The sequence below is a fragment of the Nocardia shimofusensis NBRC 100134 genome (assembly GCF_001613125.1).
In the GTDB taxonomy this organism is placed as follows: domain Bacteria; phylum Actinomycetota; class Actinomycetes; order Mycobacteriales; family Mycobacteriaceae; genus Nocardia; species Nocardia shimofusensis.
Genome location: NZ_BDBT01000009.1, coordinates 121677 through 139419, shown reverse-complemented (window position 1 = coordinate 139419; position 17743 = coordinate 121677). Strand labels below are relative to the sequence as shown.

The 17743-nt window shown below is 70.7% G+C and carries 16 protein-coding genes; 3 read left to right on the top strand and 13 right to left on the bottom strand.

Annotated features, from left to right (window positions below; all coding sequences use genetic code 11):
• Window positions 1-35: 35 nt before the first annotated feature.
• From NS3_RS12540 to zapE, 6 genes are all read right to left on the bottom strand, one after another.
• Window positions 36-494: a hypothetical protein gene (locus NS3_RS12540; RefSeq protein WP_067858537.1), complete on the bottom strand. Its 459-nt coding sequence runs from the start codon at window positions 492-494 to the stop codon at window positions 36-38.
• Window positions 491-1765 carry a DUF58 domain-containing protein gene (locus NS3_RS12535; protein ID WP_067858534.1) on the bottom strand — a complete coding sequence of 425 codons (1275 nt, stop codon included), beginning with the start codon at window positions 1763-1765 and terminating at the stop codon, window positions 491-493. Before NS3_RS12535 ends, NS3_RS12540 begins: the two co-directional genes overlap by 4 nt.
• 25 nt (window positions 1766-1790) lie before the next feature.
• Window positions 1791-2753 carry an AAA family ATPase gene (locus NS3_RS12530; RefSeq protein ID WP_067858531.1) on the bottom strand — a complete coding sequence of 321 codons (963 nt, stop codon included), beginning with the start codon at window positions 2751-2753 and terminating at the stop codon, window positions 1791-1793.
• A gap of 12 nt (window positions 2754-2765) precedes the next feature.
• Entirely contained in the window at window positions 2766-3263 is a 498-nt protein-coding gene (locus NS3_RS12525) for a hypothetical protein (RefSeq protein WP_067858528.1), read from the bottom strand.
• Entirely contained in the window at window positions 3260-4231 is a 972-nt protein-coding gene (locus NS3_RS12520; protein ID WP_084495446.1) for a DUF4129 domain-containing protein, read from the bottom strand. Before NS3_RS12520 ends, NS3_RS12525 begins: the two co-directional genes overlap by 4 nt.
• Before the next feature lie 131 nt (window positions 4232-4362).
• Window positions 4363-5574, bottom strand: a complete 1212-nt coding sequence (gene zapE / locus NS3_RS12515) for a cell division protein ZapE (RefSeq protein WP_084495444.1) — start codon at window positions 5572-5574, stop codon at window positions 4363-4365.
• An 82-nt stretch (window positions 5575-5656) separates the two neighbouring features.
• Between zapE and NS3_RS12510 the strand changes: the two genes are divergently transcribed.
• Window positions 5657-6253 carry a TetR/AcrR family transcriptional regulator gene (locus NS3_RS12510; protein ID WP_067858870.1) on the top strand — a complete coding sequence of 199 codons (597 nt, stop codon included), beginning with the start codon at window positions 5657-5659 and terminating at the stop codon, window positions 6251-6253.
• A 122-nt stretch (window positions 6254-6375) separates the two neighbouring features.
• Here the strand turns inward: NS3_RS12510 and NS3_RS12505 are convergent, their stop codons facing one another.
• The 7 genes from NS3_RS12505 to NS3_RS12475 all read right to left on the bottom strand — a co-directional run bounded on the left by NS3_RS12505 (window position 6376) and on the right by NS3_RS12475 (window position 14183).
• Entirely contained in the window at window positions 6376-6816 is a 441-nt protein-coding gene (locus NS3_RS12505) for an NUDIX hydrolase (protein WP_067858867.1), read from the bottom strand.
• Window positions 6817-7042: 226 nt separating this feature from the next.
• Entirely contained in the window at window positions 7043-8224 is a 1182-nt protein-coding gene (locus NS3_RS12500; protein ID WP_067858525.1) for a lipid-transfer protein, read from the bottom strand.
• A 13-nt stretch (window positions 8225-8237) separates the two neighbouring features.
• Window positions 8238-8684 (bottom strand): MaoC family dehydratase, encoded by a 447-nt coding sequence (locus NS3_RS12495; protein WP_067858522.1) that lies wholly within the window; start codon window positions 8682-8684, stop codon window positions 8238-8240.
• Window positions 8681-9628, bottom strand: coding sequence for a bifunctional MaoC family dehydratase N-terminal/OB-fold nucleic acid binding domain-containing protein (locus tag NS3_RS12490; protein ID WP_067858864.1), 948 nt, complete (start codon window positions 9626-9628; stop codon window positions 8681-8683). Before NS3_RS12490 ends, NS3_RS12495 begins: the two co-directional genes overlap by 4 nt.
• A 125-nt stretch (window positions 9629-9753) precedes the next feature.
• The gene (locus tag NS3_RS12485; protein ID WP_067858519.1) at window positions 9754-10923 is read right to left on the bottom strand and encodes an acyl-CoA dehydrogenase family protein; all 1170 of its coding nucleotides are present in this window, start codon (window positions 10921-10923) and stop codon (window positions 9754-9756) included.
• The gene (locus NS3_RS12480) at window positions 10908-11981 is read right to left on the bottom strand and encodes an acyl-CoA dehydrogenase family protein (RefSeq protein WP_067858516.1); all 1074 of its coding nucleotides are present in this window, start codon (window positions 11979-11981) and stop codon (window positions 10908-10910) included. Before NS3_RS12480 ends, NS3_RS12485 begins: the two co-directional genes overlap by 16 nt.
• A 27-nt stretch (window positions 11982-12008) precedes the next feature.
• Window positions 12009-14183, bottom strand: a complete 2175-nt coding sequence (locus NS3_RS12475) for an acyl-CoA dehydrogenase family protein (RefSeq protein ID WP_067858513.1) — start codon at window positions 14181-14183, stop codon at window positions 12009-12011.
• Between the two features lie 125 nt (window positions 14184-14308).
• On the opposite strand from NS3_RS12475, the gene kstR reads away from it, so the two are divergent.
• Window positions 14309-14944 carry a cholesterol catabolism transcriptional regulator KstR gene (gene kstR, locus NS3_RS12470; RefSeq protein WP_040794202.1) on the top strand — a complete coding sequence of 212 codons (636 nt, stop codon included), beginning with the start codon at window positions 14309-14311 and terminating at the stop codon, window positions 14942-14944.
• Window positions 14945-15127: 183 nt separating this feature from the next.
• Window positions 15128-17698: a trehalose-phosphatase gene (gene otsB / locus NS3_RS12465; RefSeq protein ID WP_067858511.1), complete on the top strand. Its 2571-nt coding sequence runs from the start codon at window positions 15128-15130 to the stop codon at window positions 17696-17698.
• The last annotated feature ends 45 nt before the right edge of the window (window positions 17699-17743 follow it).

The window sequence follows — 17743 nt, the reverse complement described above, 5'->3', positions numbered from 1 at the left end:
GTCACCGTGCTGTGCTCCACCCGATCGGAGGGGTGTCACCCGACAGCGGCGTCCACCTGCTGTTGCGCCGGGCGTCGCCGCTGGGCCAGGGATTGGACCACCGAGTAGTACAGGACGATGACGGCGATCGGGGCTAGTGCGGGTGCCCACGCGAGGTTCACCGGCAGCAGGGCCGCGGCGACGGCGCAGGCGGTGAAGCCGATGGCGCCCAGGACCGACGGAAGGGTGGTGGGGACGACGCCGGTGGGGGCGGAGACGGTGGCGGCGTTGAGCAGGTAGGCGGTGGCGACCAGGCCCAGGGCGGCCGACTCGACCGCGCCGACGTCGGCGAACGTCAACACCGCGAGCGCGAGCAGGACGGCGGCGACCGCGGCGGCGCGGAACCACCAGCCGAGCACCACCACGATCAGCGTGGGCAAGGCGGCGGGGGCGGAGAGCAAGGCCACACCCGCGGTGAGCAGGGCGCCTGCCAGGACGGCGAGAAAACGGGTCATCGGCGTATCCGGGTGCTTCGGCGGTGGGCGGGCAACAGGCGCATGGCCTGGTCGAGGCGCACGTCCTGGGGCCAGCCGACGATGTCGACGCCGACGGCGGCCATGTCGCGGTACATGGTGGCGCGCTCCAGATGCCACATGCGGGCCAAGGTGGGGTCGAGTTCTTCGCGGAAGGGGGTGCCGCGCAACACATCCACCACGACCACGACGTGCCCGCGCTTGCGCAGGTCGATCAACGCGAGGGCGAACTGGGTGTCGAGCAGAGTGGAGAAGGCGACGATGATCGCGCCGAGCGGGACGGCGGCGTGCGGGGCGAGGGTGCCGGTGGTGGGGATGTGTTCGTCGCCGACGGCGAGCACGGTGTCGACGATGCGGTAGAACTGGCGGCGGCCGATGTCGGGGCGCAGCCAGCGTGGCTGGTCGCCGAGGCACACCACGGCGGTGCGGTCGCCCGCCGAGAGGGTGGACTGGACGACCTGGGCCGCGCCGCGCACCGACAGTTCCAGCGCGTCGGTGGCCGGGCCGGGAGCCTGCAGCGAGGTGTCGATCAGGACGACGACATCGGCGGACCGATTGGTCAGGCGCTCGGTGATGAACAGCCGCCCGCGCCGGGCACTGACCGGCCAGTTCACCGTGCGCAACTGGTCGCCCGGGCTGTACACGCGGATGTCGGCGTACTCGACGCCCGGCCCGTGCCTGCGGGTGAGATGGGTGCCGAGACGTTCGGGCAGTTCGGTTCTGGGCATGCGCATGCGCTGCGGGTCGGTCACCGGATACACGTAGAGCTGTCCGGCGGGCAGGATCTCGCTCGCGGTCGCCAAACCCGAGGGGCTCAGCGCGGTGACGCGCACCGACAACGGATACCGCCCCCACCGCGCGGCCGACAGACTCAGGCGCAGTCCGGCCGGCCCGGCCCCGGAATCGTCGGTCTGCTCGACAGCGGTGTCCAGGCCCGTCATCGGCTCGGGGGCGAGCCGCAGCAGCGCGTGCCCGGACTCCACATACGCCGCGACCGAGAACTCCATCCGCTCGGCCTCGAAACAACGCTGGACGCCGCCGCCGTCGAGCCCGATCATCGTGCGCGCCCGCTGCCAGGGCGCCGAGGCCAGCACCCCCAGCAGCGGCGCCGCGAACACCACCGGCTGCCAGCGCGCGAGCACCACCGCCGTCAGCAGGGCGACCGCCGCGCACCCGGCGAGCATGTAGGCCAATGCGGCGGGCCGCCAACGCAGTTCGGCCTCGACGGTGCCCGCGGCGTCACGATGTCTCATCTCGCCCGCCTCAGGTCCCGGCGCCTCATGTCGCGGTGGCGCGCGGCACCGGCAGCCTGCGCAGCAGTTCGCCGATCACATCCTCCCCGCGCACCCGCCGCACCCACATCTCCGGACGCAGCGTGATGCGGTGGGCCATCGCCGGGATCGCCAGTACCTTCACGTCTTCGGGGATCACGTAGTCGCGGCCGAGCAGCAGTGCGCGGGCCCGCGCCATCTGCACCAGATCCAGTTCCGCGCGGGGGCTCGCGCCGACCTCCACCTGTGGATGCCCTCGGGTCGCGCTCGCCAGCGCCACCACATAGCCGACCACATCCGGATGCACCGTCACGTACTCGACGGCTTGGCGCATCTCCAACAGCGTGTGCGCGTCGACGACCCGGTTGACCTCCGGCTGCACCGAGCCGCGTTCGAGCCTGCGCCGGATCATCTGCGCCTCGTCGTGCTCGGACAGATAGCCCAGCCGCAACTGCACGGCGAAGCGGTCCAGCTGGGCTTCCGGCAGCGGGTAGGTGCCCTCGTACTCGATGGGGTTGTCGGTCGCCAGCACGATGAAAGGCTGTGGCAGCGGGAATGTTTCACCGTCCATGCTGACCTGGCCCTCGGCCATCGCCTCCAGCAGCGCGGCCTGGGTCTTGGGCGGGGTGCGGTTGACCTCGTCGGCCAGCAGCACATTGGTGAACACCGGGCCGCGGCGGAAGTTGAACCGGCCGGAGTTCATGTCGTAGATGGTGGAGCCGAGCAGGTCGGCGGGCAGCAGGTCCGGGGTGAACTGCACGCGGGTGAACTCCAGGCCCAGCGCCGCGGCGAAGGAGCGGGCGATCAGCGTCTTGCCGAGTCCCGGCAGATCCTCGATGAGGACGTGGCCGCCGGAGAGCACGGCGATCATGATCAGCCGCAACTCCTCCTGCTTGCCGACGACGACGCGGGACAGTTCCCGCAGCACCGCCTCGGCGCGCTGGACGGTCGCCTCCAGTGGCATGGTCATGCTCAATTCGTCTCACATTCTCTGCAGACGGCCGAGGATCTCGTCCAGGGCCGCCCTGCCCGGTGCGGGTGTGCTCTGATCACGAACTTCGGAATCGGCCGGATCGACCCAGCGCCACAGGTCCGGCCCGAACAGGTGCAGCCCGGCGGCCTCCATCGCCCGGCGGTTCTTGGCGACCCTGGTGCCCGCCGACAGCTCGAATTCCTTGGCCAGCAGGGGACGCAGGTGGCGGTCCCAGTCGGCGCGGGTGCCGTCGGCGCGGGCGGCGAGCATCTCGGCCCTGGCCTGCCAGCGGCGCAGCATCTCGACGGGACCGTTGTCGATCTCCTCGGATCTGTTGTCCGACGGGGGCGCTCGGCGCTCGCGCAGCGACCACAGCAGCGCGACCAGTGCGACGGCGACCGGCAGCGCGGCCAGCGGCAACATCGCCTCGCGCCACCTGGCGAAGGCGACAGCTTCCGCCAGCAGCGCCACGACGATCGCGATCACCACCACGGCTTTGCGGTTCATCCGCTCTCACCCCGCACCCCCGCGCTCGTCAGGGTCGCGCCCTGCAGGTCCGCGAGCACGATGCGCAGCAATTGCTCGGCGCGCATCCGCTGCCATTCGAGCATGGCGTGCGGGCTGAACCTGGCCTCCTCGAACATGGCGACCAACTCCTTGGCGGAGGTGTCGTGCAGTTTGCCGCTGGCGAAGGCGCGGGCCAGCACCTCCATCGGGGTGTCGGAGGCCTTCGGTGCGGCCGTGCGGTCCGAGGCCAGGCCATGTTCCATCGCGACGTAGCAGGCGATGATGGCGGTGCGCGGTTCCTGGCCGGGCGCGCTCATCGCCGCCAGACCCATTTCGGCGGCCCTGGCCAGCGATTCCTGTTCGGTCGGGCCGATCGGCGCTTCGGCCGGCGCGCTCGGCGCGGGCGGGCGGCGGGCGGTGATGCCGACGACCACCAGGCCGAGGCAGGCCACCGCGACCAGCACCACCGCCGCCACGATCGCCAGCCGCAATTCCGCGCCGGTGAGCTGGGTGGTCGTGCCCGGCCCGAGGGTGGGCGTGCCGGTGGGCTGATCGCCCGAGGGCAGATCCCTACCGGACGGGGCGGTCGGGGCGCCGCCGCCGATCCGAACGAGCAGCAGAGCCGAGACGGCCATCAGGATCAGGCCGAGCCCCGCGAGCGCGGCCAGCACGATCAACCCGTTACGACCCCACCGGAAGTTCAGCGGTTCGGTCTCGTGCTCGGGTTCGGGCATGCTCAACGGCAACCGGTGCCGACTGGCGAGCACGCCTGCCAGCAGCACCACGATGGAGACGGTCAGCAACACCGGCATCACCGCGACGGTCAGCGCCGAGGGGCCGGAATCGGCGGTCGCCTCGGTGACCGGTGCGCCGGGAATGTGCCCGCGCAGGGCGACGGTGGCGACCGCGATCAACGCGACCGCCCCGATCACGCGGTATATCGGCGCATGCGCCCGCACCACGATCATTTGTCACCACATCCGTCACCACCCGAAACAGCCACATCCTGACATGCCGGACGGTGCGGCCGGAGCCGAATCGCAGACTTCGTACCGGCCGGTAGCTGCGGTTTCGGCCCAGATCGGCGGCATTCCGGCGATCACCCAGCTCGGGCGTCGCCGTCATGTGAGATCTCATAGAGCCGGCTCACGGTGCGGCCCAGATCGGCCACTCCCGCCACCGGCGCGACACCGGTCGCCAGTTCGGCGAGCGGCACCGCGGCGTGGACGGTCAGCATGCGGTCGGCGTCGTAGAGGACGTCGACCAGATTCACCCAGCGCATCACCTGATCCGGCGGCACCGAACACAGCCGGGGGACGCCGACGACGATCCAACGCTCGAACCGCGCGGCGAGGGCCACGTAGTCGGCGGCGGAGAGACCCGCGCCGCACAGCTCGGCGAAGTCCGCTGCCAGCGTCCGGTTGTCGATGCTGCGCACCGTGAACTCTCGGACACCGACACGCACAACCGTGACGCCCGCGAAGGACGGCGCTGCGCCGGCCAGGTAATCGCCCGCCGCGAAGCCGGTGCACAGGTCCGCGCCCTCGGTCGGCGCGCCCTGGATCTGCGCCCGGTCGGCCCAGCTGTTCCGGAGACCGCCCGGCACGACCGGCTCCGTCGCCCGGTGGCGGGTATCCCCGGCTCGGAGGCGGCGATAGTCCCGCGGACCGTCGAGCGCGACGACGGTCATGCGCTCGGTGATGCGGGCGATGGCGGGCAGGAAGCGGTCGTGGAACAGAGGGTTGGGGAGCAGATCCGCGGGCGGGTAGTTCGAGGTGACCACGAGCGGAACGCGACGGTCGAACAACGCGTCGAGCAGTCGGGCGATGAGCATCGCGTCGCCGATGTCGTGGACGTGGAATTCGTCGAAGCAGACGAGCTCGGCGTCGCCGATCAGCCGGGTGACCGCGTCGCCGACGGCGCTCGTCGTCGTGGCGGCGGCGTGCAGGTGCGCGAAGAACTCGTGGAAGTGCCACCGGCGCTTGCGCTTCGTGGACGCGGTGGCGGAGAACCGGTCCATCAGCATCGTCTTCCCCCGGCCGGGCGGGCCGTGCAGGTAGACCCCGCCGCTGCCGCGCCGTGGGCGCCCGCGCCTGTCGAGCAGGGCGGCCAGGTGATCGGCCGCCGCGCGCTGGGCCGCGTCGAGTTCGAGCCCGTTCGGGCCGCGCCCGCTGTCCGGCGCGCCCTTGTCTGCCTCCGCCTCGTCCGTCGACTCGGACGGCCGCACCCGCGGACGGCCGCTTTCCCCCGGAGGCGTGCCCACCGGCCCGATCTCCTCGGGCCGAGATTGCCTGCCCGCTCGAATGCGCATCGGGATCTCCTTCCTCTACATACGTAGAGTCACCTCTACAGTTGTAGGGGATGGGTTCGACCCGAGACCAGAGCAGGTGATGATGTCCACAGCCGACCGACGTACCCGGATCGCGGACGCGGCCGTCTCGGTGATCGCCGAGCACGGGCTTCGCGCGCTCACGCACCGCGCGCTCGACAACGCCCTCGACCTGCCGCCAGGCTCGGTGTCCTACTACTTCCGCACCAGGGCCGCCCTGCTCACGGCGGTCGCCGACCGGATAACGGAACGCTCGCGCACGGACTTCGAGGCCGCGGGCTTCGGTCTCGACCACGCGGACACCGAGCCGTCCACCGCCGAGGTGGCGCACGGCATCGCCGCATGGCTGGACCGGCTGCTGCTGGACCGGCGCGCGGACCTCCTCACCCGGCACGCGCTGATCGTCGACGGGCACGCCGACCAGGAGATACGAGACCGGCTGGCGGGCAGCCTGTTCTCGGCGGAACGGGCACAAGAGCTGTTCTCTGCGTGGGACATCGAGGATCAGCGGGCGGCCGAGGACTTCGTCGCCGTGCTCGAGGGCGCGGTGTTCGACCGGTTCGCCGGCCCTCGTCGCGCGCTGGCGCCCGGCACGGCCGACAGCGTCGAACAGCTCGCCGGCCTGGTCGGCAGCTACCTGCACGGTCTCCGAGCTCGGTAACCGCAGCCTCGAATCGGCAAGCGGCGCCTTCGAATCGGCAAGCGACAGCGAATCGGCCGGTGTCCGAGCAGCAGGCTCGGAGGTAACGTGCCCGACCAGCAGCACCGCTCAGCAACCTCGGATCAGTCGGCGGGCCAGCCGAGTTCGGAATAGATCTCACCGGTGAGCACGCCACGGAGGCCCGCGGCCGGGTAGGCGATGGTGTCCTCCGGCAGGGCGTCGAGCGGGAACCAGCGCAGCTCGTAGCACTTCTCGGGCTCCCGATTCTCCGGCTCACCCGCCCAGCGCCGCGCCTCGAAGAACAGCCCGACCCGATCGGGCCTGTCCACGTCGACGACGTGCGCGGTGTGCACCAGCCGCAAATCGGCCGGGTCGATGCGCACGCCGACCTCCTCGAAAGCCTCCCGCACCGCACCGGCTTTCGCCGACTCGCCCGCCTCCAGCTTCCCGGCGGGCAGATGCCAGAGGCCGTCGAACTCGTCGCCGCTGCGCCGCCTGCTCAGCAGCACCGACCGATCGCGCAGCAACAAGACGTGCACGTCGACGAAATGCCGGACGCTCATGGCGGGAACTCCTCGGTCGGGCGGACTGCCGCCGCCACGGTACGCGACGTCCGGCACCGCCCTGACGCCGAACAGCTGGTCACCGCAGCGCAACTGTGCTGCCCTCGAATTCGGCCACAACGCGCGATGCCGCACCCGTCGCCGCGATGCACACCGGCAAGGTGCCGAGTTCGGAGCGGGACACAGGAGCCGACCGCCGCCGTGACAGGCGGCGGTCGGTTCCGACTCAGTTCGCGCTGAGGACCAGGCCCGAGGTGGGGACGCCGGTGCCGGCGGTGACCAGGATGTTCTCCAGCGAGTCGACCTGGTTGACCGACGTGCCGCGAATCTGGCGGACCGCCTCGGTGATGCCGTTCATGCCGTGGATGTAGGCCTCGCCGAGCTGGCCGCCGTGGGTGTTGAGCGGCAGGCGGCCGCCGAGCTCGATGGCGCCGTCGGCGATGAAGTCCTTGGCCTCGCCGCGGGCGCAGAAGCCGAGTTCCTCGAGCTGCATGAGGACGAAGGGGGTGAAGTGGTCGTAGAGGATGGCGGCCTGCATGTCCTGCGGGCCGAGTCCGCTCTGCGACCAGAGTTGTTCGCCGACCAGGCCCATTTCCGGCAGGCCGGTGAGGGCGTCGCGGTAGTAGCTGGTCATGACGTATTGGTCGGCGCCGCTGCCCTGCGCCGCGCCCGCGATGACGGCGGGCCGGTGGGGCAGGTCGCGGGCGCGTTCGACGCTGGTGACCACGATCGCCACACCGCCGTCGGACTCCTGGCAGCAGTCGAGCAGGTGCAGCGGCTCGGCGATCCACCGGGAGTTCTGATGATCGTCGAGGGTGATCGGCTTGCCGTAGAAGAAGGCGTCGGGATTGACCGCGGCGTGCTTGCGGTCGGCGACGGCGACGCGGCCGAAGTCTTCGCTGGTGGCGCCGTAGACGTGCATGTAGCGGCGGGCGACCATGGCCACCTGCGCGGCGGGAGTGCCCAGGCCGTGCGGGTAGGACCACCCCGCGTCGATGCCCGAGGAGGTGGGGGCACTCGCCAGGGCGGTGGAGAACTGGCCGAAGCGCGACACCGAGCGTTCGTTGAAGGCGCGGTAGGCGACGACCACATCGGCCACCCCGGTGGCCACGGCCATCGCGGCCTGCTGAACGGTCGCGCAGGCCGCACCGCCGCCGTAACCGATGTGGCTGAAGAACCTCAGCTGCGGGATGCCGGTGGCGCGGGCGACGGCGGCCTGGGTGTTGTTGTCCATGGTGAACGTGGTCAGGCCGTCCACATCGGCGGGGGTCAGGCCCGCGTCGGCCAGCGCGGCGGTGACCGCCTCGGCGGCCAGGCGCAGTTCACTGCGGCCGGATTCCTTGGAGAAGTCGGTCGCGCCGATGCCGACGATGGCGGCGCGGCGGCTCAGCGGTTGCTGTTCTGTCATCACTGCCTCCGGCTCAGTCATCACTGCCTCCGGCGAATCCGTTGTTGACGGCGATGACCGCGGTCGCCGTGATGTGGTCGCCGAGGCTGTCGCGGCCCACGACGGCGATGGTCAGGTCGCCGCCGGAGATCTCGGTGACGGTGCCGGTGAGGGTCAGGGTGTCGCCCGCGTAGAGCGGGACGCCCAGCCGCAGCGCGATGGATTTCACGATGGCGCGCGGCCCCGCCCAGTCGGTGACGAAGCGCTGCACCAGGCCGGTGTCGGTGAGGATGTTGACGAAGATGTCCTTCGATCCGCGCGCGACCGCCTTGTCGCGGTCGTGATGCACGTCCTGGAAATCGCGGGTGGCCAGCGCGGTGCTGATCACGAAGGTGGGATCGGCGTGGATCACCAGCTCGGGCAGGGCCGTGCCCACCGCGACGCCGGTGGGGAACGGCGACACCGGAGTGGACGGGGTCATGAGCTCACCTTCCAGTAGGGCAGCGTGGCGTCGTCGTCGAGCTGTTCGAAACCGGCCTCGACCGGCAGCCCGACCCGCACGTCCGCGGGATCGACGCCGCGCAGTTCACCGAGCATCCGCACGCCTTCGTCGAGTTCGACCAGGGCGACGACGAACGGCAGCTGCCGTCCGGGCACCTTCGGCGCGTGGTGCACCACGTAACTGAAGACAGTGCCGCGGCCGGTGGCGACGACGTAGTCGGTCTGCTCGGACTTGTCCTTCCAGATCGCCGGGACAGGCGGGTGCCGCAGCGAGCCGTCGGGCAGCTTCTGGACGCGCAGTTCGCCGAGTTTCGTTCCTTCCCAGAAGAACTCGGTGTCATGCGAGACCAGCGGCTTGACGCGATCCCCCGCGGGCTTGTCCTGCGTCTTCTGCGCAGCCGCGGTCTCGGGCGCGAACTTCAGTATGCGGAACAGCATTTCGGTGACCAGCTCGTCGCCGACGTACCAGCAGGTGCGGTAGGTGACGAACCAGCCCTCGCCCAGGCCGGTGCGCTTGGGGCCGATGCAGGAGTCGAGCGTGCTGGTGACGGTGACCTGCTCGCCGGGCACCAGGTAGCGGTGGTAGACCTGCTCGCAGTTGGTGCCCACCACCGAGGTGTAGCCCGCGGCGTCGAGCAGCTCGTTGGTGGCGGTCATCGGGTCGTCGGGCGGTCGAACGCCGCCCAGCCCGAGCATGGTCCACACCTGGGCCATCGCGGGTGGCGCGACGATGCCGGGGTGACCGGCGGCGCGGGCGGCCTCGTCGTCGACGTAGATCGGGTTGGTGTCGCCGATCGCCTCCACCCAGTTGTTGATCATGGGCTGGTTGACCGGGTCGCGCGCCAGGCGCGGCGCGGACTCCCCCGCCGCGATGATCTTCTCGGCGGCGGCCGCGATGTCTTCCGGCGTTGCGGTTTCCGGCACGCGCACGGCTCCTTCTTGTCGATGCTGCGTTGTGCTGCTGCGGTTGTGCTGCTGCGTTGTGCTGCCGCGTTGTGCTGCCGCGCGGAGCGGCTGGGGCGAGCTGCCGGGGTGGGTATCCCGGACGCTCAGCGCGGCACGCGCGGCAGGTTCAGCCCGGCGGTGGCGACGAGTTCGCGCATGACCTCGTTGACGCCGCCGCCGAAGGTGACCACCAGGTTCTGTTTGGTGCGCCGGTCCAGCCAGCCCAGCAGCTCGGCGGTCGCGGGATCGGCCGGGTCACCGAAGCGGCCCACCACCTCCTCGGCCAGCCTGCCCGCCTCCTGCAGCGATTCGGTGGAGAACACCTTGGTCGCCGAGGCGTCGGCGATGACCTGCGCCTGATCGGCGTCGGCGCGTTCGGCGGTGCCCGCGACCTGCCAGTTCAGCAGTTCGTTGCGCCGCACCATCGAGTGCACCCTGGCCAACGCACGGCGCACGTCCGGTTCGGCGAGCGCACCCTGACTTCTCGCCCAATCGCGCATCCGGTCGTAGAGCTGCTCGATCTTGCCGGACGGACCGAGCCCGACCCGCTCGTGATTGAGCTGGGTGGTGATCAGCCGCCAGCCCCGGTTCTCCTCGCCGACGAGCATGTTCGCGGGCACGCGCACATTGTCGAAATAGGTGGCGTTGGTGTGGTGGGCGCCGTCGCAGGTGATGATCGGCGTCCAGGAGTAGCCGGGGTCGGAGGTGTCCACGATCAGGATGGTGATCCCGCGGTGGCGCGAGTCCACCGTGCCGGTGCGGGCGGCCAGCCAGACGTAATCGGCTTCGTGCGCGCCGGTGGTGAAGATCTTCTGGCCGTTGACGATCCAGTCGCCGTTGCCGTCGCGGACCGCGCTGGTGCGCAGCGCGGCCAGATCGGTGCCCGCCTCCGGCTCGGAGTAGCCGATGGCGAAGTGGATGTCGCCGGTGAGGATGCCGGGCAGGAACTTCTGCTTCTGTTCCTCGGTGCCGTAGGTCTGCAGGGTGGGGCCGACGGTCAGCAGCGTCACCAGCGGCAGCGGCACATCGGCGCGCACCGCCTCGTTGTAGAAGATCTGCTGTTCGACCGGGCCGAAGCCCTGCCCGCCGAACTCCTTGGGCCAGCCCACGCCGAGCCAGCCGTCGCTGCCCATCCGGCGCACCACCGCGCGGTAGGCGTCGCCGTGGCGGTTGATCGCCATCTCGGCTTCTTCTTCGGGGGTGACCAGATCGGCGAAGTAGGAACGCAATTCGTCGCGCAGCGCACGCTGCTCGGCGGTCAGATCGATGAACATCTTGCTCCTAGACGGTCCAGGCGCAGCGACTCACCGCCGAGCCAGCGGACGAGATCCTTGGCCTGTGAGTAGTAGCGGTGCATCGGATGGGTGATGTCGACGCCGAGCCCGCCGTGCAGGTGATGACACTTCTGCATGGCGGCGGGCAGCTCGGCGGTCACGGTATAGGCCAGCACGTCGAGGTCGTCGTCGACACGCGCGCGATGGTCCTGATCGTCTGCCCCGGTCTCGACCTGCGCCAGCGCCCAGGTCGCGGAGGCGGCGACGGCGTGCAGGGTGCGCGAGACCACGTAGAGGTCGGCGACCTGCTGGGCGACCGCCTGGAACTCGGCCAGCGGCCGGTTGAACTGGCGGCGGGTGCGCAGATGCTCCGCGGTGAGCTTCAACGCGCCCTCGAGCAGTCCGTCGGCCGCCGAGCCGATCGCCGCGACCGCGTAACGGTGCAGGTCGGCGAGATCGCCCGGCAGCAGACGCTCGGCCGGGATCTCCACGTTGTCCAGCCGCACGGTGGCCTCCGGCAGGCCGCCGGAGGCCGGGGAGGCGATGCGGCTCAGACCCGGTGCGTCGCCGTCGATCAGCGCGATGCCCGCGTCGGTGGGGATCAGCAGCCAGCGGGCCTCGTCGGCGTAGGGCACCGCGATCTTGTGCCCGCTCACCCGGACGGTGTCCCCGTCGGCGACCGCGGTGGTCTTCGGCGAGGTGGTGAACGGATCGCCCGGTTCGCTGAGCGCGGCGGTGACGATCGCGCCCTGGGCGATCGCCGGATAGACGACCTCGGCGACCGCATCCGGCAGCAACGGCAGCAACGGCAGCAGGCCGAAACCCAGCGTGGGCAGCGCGGGCACGGCGACGGCATCGGTGGCGAGCTCGGTGAGCAGCACCGAGATCTCCGGCAGGCCCATGTCGTCGCCGCCGAAACGTTCCGGCAGCGCGAGGCCGAGCAGACCGGTCTCGACGAGGCTGCGCCACAGCCCGAAGTCGCGTGCCTGCTCCCGTTCGAGCAGGCCGACGACGACCTCGGCCACGGCGTCCTGACCCTCGTCCCTGGTGAAATCCACGGTTGTTCTCCCAGTTGGCTTGTGCGGCTAGCCGACCGCGTCGCGGGGCAGCCCGAGAATCCGCTCGGCGGCGACGGTGAGCAGGATCTGCTCGGTGCCGCCGGCGATGGACAGGCAGCGGGTGAGCAGGAACTCGGTGACCTCGGCGGTCTCCTGCGCGCCCAGTGGACCCGAGCTCTCCACCGCGAACTCCGCCACCGCCTGCCGATGGCGCACCCCGACCAGCTTGCGCACGCTGCTCTGCGCGCCCGCGTCACCGCCGGCGAGCACGGTGAGCGCAGCGCGCTGCTCGAGCAGCAGGCCGCCGATGGCCTCGGCGACGAAACCGCCGAGCCGGTCGGCGATCAGCTCCGAGCCGGGACCGGTGTCGGGTAGCTTGGCGATCAGCTCCTCGAGCGCTCGGCCGATACCGTTGCCGCCCATGGCGATCCGTTCGGCGGACAGTGTCGAGCGGGCGATCTTCCAGCCGTTGTTCAGCGCGCCGACCACACAGTCGTCGGGCACGAAGACATCGTCGAGGAAGACTTCGCTGAACCGCGCCTCACCGGTGATCTGCACCAGCGGGCGCACCTGCAGCCCTTCGCTGCGCATGTCCACCAGGAAGTAGCTGATGCCGCGATGCTTGGGCGCCTCGGGATCGGTGCGGGCCAGGCAGATGCCCCAGTTGGCGCGATCGCCCAGCGAGGTCCACACCTTCTGACCGCGCAGGCGCCAGCCGCCCTCGACCTTGGTGGCGGTGGTGCGCAGCGCGGCCAGATCCGAGCCCGCCTCGGGTTCGCTGAACAGCTGACACCAGACGACCTCGCCGCGCAGCGTCGGCCAGGCGAACCGGTCGATCTGCTCCTGGGTGCCGTGCTGGAGCAGGGTCGGCACGGCCCAGCCGCCGATCGCGAGATCGGGGGAACTCAGGCCCGCGCGGCGCAGTTCCTCGGAGATCATCAGGCCGGTCATCGGGTCGGCCGCGCGGCCGTAGGGGCGCGGCCAGTGCGGCATGACGAAACCGGCGTCGACCATGGCGTCGCGCTGCCGGTCGGCGGGCAGCGCGGCGATCGCGGCGACCTCCTCGGCCAGGCCGGTGGCGGCGGCGCCGTCGACCTCGACGCCGTCGGCGGCCAGCACCCGGTCGGCGCCGGTGGTGCGGCGGTGCCCGGCCCGCGTGAGCTCGGTGACCCTGGCCCGCCAGCGCGGCCCGCCGCCGAGCAGCTGGCGCAGCGCGGTGGCCCGGCGCAGGTAGAAGTGCGCGTCGTGTTCCCAGGTGAAGCCGATGCCGCCGAGCACCTGGATGCAGTCCTTGGCGGTCTCCACGGCCGCGTCCAGCGCGATGGCCGCCGCGATCGACGCGGCGATCGGCAGTTCCTCGCCGCCCTCGTCCACGGCGGCCGCGGCGTCCAGCGCCACCGCGCGGATGAGCTCGGTGCGGCACAGCATCCAGGCGCAGATGTGTTTGACGGCCTGGAAGGAACCGATCTGGCGACCGAACTGCTCACGCACCTTGGCGTACTCGACGGCGGTGTCCAGGCACCAGCCCGCCAGCCCGGCCAGTTCGGCCACGACCAGCACCACCAGCAGATCCTCGACCGAGCGCGACGAGGTGAACACCTGGTCCTCGGCGACCGGGGTCTGCGCGCAGTGCACACGGGCCAGCGGGACGCTCGGATCGGTGGGAGTCAGCGGTTCGATCCGCAGCCCGGGGGCGTCCGGCGGCAGCAGGCACCAGCGCACTCCCCCCGGCGCCGCCGAGGAGCGAACCGGCAGCAACACCGCGGTACCGGGCTCGGCGCCGAGCACCTGCGGCCAGCTGCCGGTCAGCGTGCCCGTGCCGTCCTGCGGTCCGGGCGAAAGTTCGTTGTCCCCAGCACGATCGGCGTCGTCAGGATCGACGGCGACCCCGCAGGGCTGGTCCTCGGCGAGCGCTCCCGCGGTGACCAGGTTGGCCAGCGCGGTGGTGAGCACCGGCCCACCGACCAGATCGTGGGCGGCCTGTTCGAGCAGCACCGCCAGGTCGGCGACCGTCGCGCCCGCGCCGCCCGCCTCCTCGGCGACCGCGACACGGAACACCCCGAGATCGGCGAGGGCAGGCCAGTACCCGCGCCAGAACCCGGTCGGCTCGGCGCGCATTGTTGCAATCGGACGGACCGAACCGGCCCACCCCCGCATCGACTCCTGAACGGCTTTATGCTCGTCAGTGGTGGCGATGGTCACAGTCCATACCGCCCTTCCCGGCGTGACTCCCACACCTAGAACATGTTCTAATATCCATGCCGGGTCAAGTCAAGAGAGGGCCTGGGACCGGCGCAACCACCGTTGGCGGAAAGGACTCTCACCCCATGGCCAGCCCCTCCCGACCACAGCCCGCCGCTTCGCGTCCCGCGACGGTCACCACGTTGAGCGAGGACGAGCTGAGTTCGGCTGCGCAGCGGGAGCGCCGCAAGCGGATCCTGGACGCGACCCTGGCCCTGGCCTCCAAGGGCGGCTACGACGCGGTGCAGATGCGCGCGGTCGCCGAGCGCGCCGACGTGGCCGTGGGAACCCTGTACCGCTACTTCCCCTCCAAGGTGCATCTGCTCGTCTCGGCGCTGGCACGTGAATTCGAGCAGTTCGAGGGCAAGCGCAAGCCGCTGGCCGGGGCGTCGCCGCGCGAGCGCATGCACCTGCTGCTGACCCAGATCACCCGGATGATGCAGCGCGACCCCCTGCTCACCGAGGCGATGACCAGGGCCTTCATGTTCGCCGACGCCTCGGCCGCCGCCGAGGTCGATCGGGTCGGCAAGGTGATGGACCGGGTGTTCGCCCGCGCCATGAACGACGGCGAGCCCGACGAACGCCAGCTGGCCATCGCCCGCGTCATCAGCGACGTGTGGCTGTCGAATCTTGTGGCATGGCTCACCCGCCGGGCCTCGGCGACCGACGTCAGCGATAGGCTGGAACTGACCGTCGATCTGCTGCTCGGCGATCAGAGGTAGCCCGGACGGAGCCGTCCCACCACGAGGTTACCCGCCGGTTACTTGTGCGTTAACCGGCCGAATCGGTTGATCTGGGCTGGCTATCGCGCGCACAGCGACCGGCGCGATGTGGTGCGGCAAATTCAACACAGTATTGTTCTGCCCGCCCGTGAAACATCCCCCTCCGATCATTAGGTTGGATGCGTGAGCGCACAGGATCTGCCACAAGAACTTCGCCGTGCACTGTCGACGGTCGCGCGCGAACCGAGACTGCTGGTCGCCTCGGACTACGACGGAACGCTCGCCCCGATCGTCTCCGACCCGTCCAAGGCGACTCCCCACTGGGAGTCGGTGAGCGCGCTACGCGCCCTCGCCGGTCTGACCGGCACCACCGCCGCCGTCATCTCCGGTCGCGCGCTACGCGACCTCGCGGCGCTCTCGCGTCTTCCCGTCGAGGTCCAGCTGATCGGTAGCCACGGTTCGGAATTCGACATCGGCTTCGTGCACGCGATCGACGCCGACGCCAAGCAGTTGCTGCGCGAGGTCTACGAGGTGCTCGGCGACATCTCCGCCGACAACCCGGGCACCACCATCGAGGTCAAGCCGGCCAGCGTCGCGCTGCATGTGCGCAACGCCGCGCCCGAGATCGCGCGCCGCGCGTTGGACGCCGCGCGGCAGGGGCCGGCGTGCTGGGTCGGCGTGCAGGTCACCGAAGGAAAAGCGGTGATCGAACTGGCCGTCGTGCACACCGACAAGGGCACCGCGCTCGACACCATCCGCCATCAGCACGGCGCGACCGCCGCGGTGTTCTTCGGCGACGACGTCACCGACGAGAAGGCCTTCCGGGTGCTGTCCGGGCCCGACCTCGGCATCAAGGTCGGCGACGGCGACAGCCTGGCCAAGTACCGCGTCGACAGCACCGAAACCGTCTCTCGCGCATTGGCATACCTGCTCGAGGAGCGACGCACCTGGCTGGCGGGGGCCAGCGCCCCGCGCATCGAGCGGCTCACCATGCTGGCCAGCCCGCGCTCGGTCGCGCTGCTGACCCCGGACGCCACCGTCACCTGGTTCTGCCATCCCGAGCCCGATTCGGCGGCGGTGTTCGCCCATCTGCTCGGCGGACCGCAGGCCGGGCATTTCAGCGTCGCGCCGCAGCGTCCCGGGCTGCCGCTGTCGCAGCGCTATGTCGACGGCACCATGACCGTCGAAACCCGTTGGGCCAGTCTGCAGGTCACCGATTACCTGCCCCATGACGTCTCCCCCACCCGCACCGACCTGACCCGCGTGATCACCGGTCACGCCAAGGCCGTGGTCACCTTCGCCCCTCGCCCGGAATTCGGGCAGGTGCCGGTGAGCATCGAGGCCGTCACCGGCGGTCTGCGGGTGCGCGGTACCAACGATCCGATGGTGCTGCGGTCGCGCGGGGTGCGCTGGACGATCGAGAACGAGGGCAACCACGACGTCGCCACCGCGGTGGTCGATCCGTCCGAGGGCCCGGTCATGCTCGAACTGCGGTGCGGCACCAACGATCTGGAGCCGTCCAGGACCAGCGAGGCCGAACGCAGGCGGATCGCCGAATCCTACTGGCGGGACTGGTCCAACGCCCTGGACCTGCCGCCGCTCAAGCCGGACCTGATGAAGCGCTCGGCACTGACCCTGCGCGGTCTGGTGCACGCGCCGTCGGGGTCCATCCTGGCCGCGGCCACCACCTCGCTGCCCGAGGACATCGGCGGCGTGCGCAACTGGGACTACCGCTACTGCTGGCTGCGCGACGCCGCGCTCACCGCGCAGGCCCTCGTCACACTGGGTTCACTGGAAGAGGCCGATCAGTTCCTCGGCTGGGTGCACCGGGTGCTCGAGACCCTGCCCGGCCCCGAGCGGCTGCACCCGCTCTACACCATCTACGGCGAGACCCTGCCGCCCGAGGCGGTGATCGACCAGTTGCCCGGCTACGCGGGTTCGCGCCCGGTGCGCGTCGGCAACGCGGCCAACATGCAGGTGCAGCTCGACGTGTTCGGCCCCATCGTCGATCTGATCTCGGCGCTGGCGCACGCGCGTGAGAAGAAGGGCATCACCATCCCGAGCGCCGTCCTTCCCGACGCCGACTGGGAGCTGGTGTGCGCGATGGTCTCGGCCGTCCAGCGGCGCTGGACGGAGCCCGACCACGGCATCTGGGAGATCCGCGGCAACCCGCGCCATCACGTGTACTCCAAGGTCATGGGCTGGCTCACGGTCGACCGCGCGCTCACGCTGGCCAAGCGCTTCGATCGCGAGGCCGACCCGGCGTGGGAGTCGCTGCGCGAGACGATCGCCGACGAGGTCAGGGCCAAGGGCTGGAACGACGACGTGCAGTCCTACACCGCGGCCTACGACGGCACCGACCTGGACGCGGCGACCCTGCACATCGGCCTGTCCGGTCTGATCGATCCCTCCGATCCGCGCTTCGCCGCCACCGTGGTGGCGACCGAGGCCGAGCTGCGCAGCGGTTCCACGGTCTACCGCTACCACCACGACGACGGCCTGCCCGGCGGCGAGGGCGGGTTCCACCTGTGCGCGGCCTGGCTGGTCGAGGCATACCTGCTGATCGGCAAGCGCTCCGACGCCGAAGCGCTGTTCGCCCAGCTGGTCGACGTGGCGGGCCCGACCGGTCTGCTCAGCGAGGAGTACGACCCGATCGCCGAGCGCTCGCTGGGCAATCACCCGCAGGCCTACAGCCACCTCGGCCTGCTGCGCTGCGCGCAGTTGCTCTCCCAGCCGGTGCAGGCTCTCGTCTGAGCCTCGCCTCGCCGGTTCGACCCATCGCGGCGGCCCCGTGACCCC

What these genes read in the sequence shown, in the direction of transcription:
- NS3_RS12485 (WP_067858519.1), bottom strand. Translation starts at nt 10,923, where the DNA reads ATGTTCATCGATCTGACCGCCGAGCAGCGTGCGCTGCGCGACGAATTG.
- NS3_RS12530 (WP_067858531.1), bottom strand. Translation starts at nt 2,753, where the DNA reads ATGACCATGCCACTGGAGGCGACCGTCCAGCGCGCCGAGGCGGTGCTG.
- NS3_RS12535 (WP_067858534.1), bottom strand. Translation starts at nt 1,765, where the DNA reads ATGAGACATCGTGACGCCGCGGGCACCGTCGAGGCCGAACTGCGTTGG.
- NS3_RS12540 (WP_067858537.1), bottom strand. Translation starts at nt 494, where the DNA reads ATGACCCGTTTTCTCGCCGTCCTGGCAGGCGCCCTGCTCACCGCGGGT.
- zapE (WP_084495444.1), bottom strand. Translation starts at nt 5,574, where the DNA reads ATGCGCATTCGAGCGGGCAGGCAATCTCGGCCCGAGGAGATCGGGCCG.
- NS3_RS12495 (WP_067858522.1), bottom strand. Translation starts at nt 8,684, where the DNA reads ATGACCCCGTCCACTCCGGTGTCGCCGTTCCCCACCGGCGTCGCGGTG.
- kstR (WP_040794202.1), top strand. Translation starts at nt 14,309, where the DNA reads ATGGCCAGCCCCTCCCGACCACAGCCCGCCGCTTCGCGTCCCGCGACG.
- NS3_RS12505 (WP_067858867.1), bottom strand. Translation starts at nt 6,816, where the DNA reads ATGAGCGTCCGGCATTTCGTCGACGTGCACGTCTTGTTGCTGCGCGAT.
- NS3_RS12520 (WP_084495446.1), bottom strand. Translation starts at nt 4,231, where the DNA reads ATGATCGTGGTGCGGGCGCATGCGCCGATATACCGCGTGATCGGGGCG.
- NS3_RS12500 (WP_067858525.1), bottom strand. Translation starts at nt 8,224, where the DNA reads ATGACAGAACAGCAACCGCTGAGCCGCCGCGCCGCCATCGTCGGCATC.
- NS3_RS12510 (WP_067858870.1), top strand. Translation starts at nt 5,657, where the DNA reads ATGTCCACAGCCGACCGACGTACCCGGATCGCGGACGCGGCCGTCTCG.
- NS3_RS12525 (WP_067858528.1), bottom strand. Translation starts at nt 3,263, where the DNA reads ATGAACCGCAAAGCCGTGGTGGTGATCGCGATCGTCGTGGCGCTGCTG.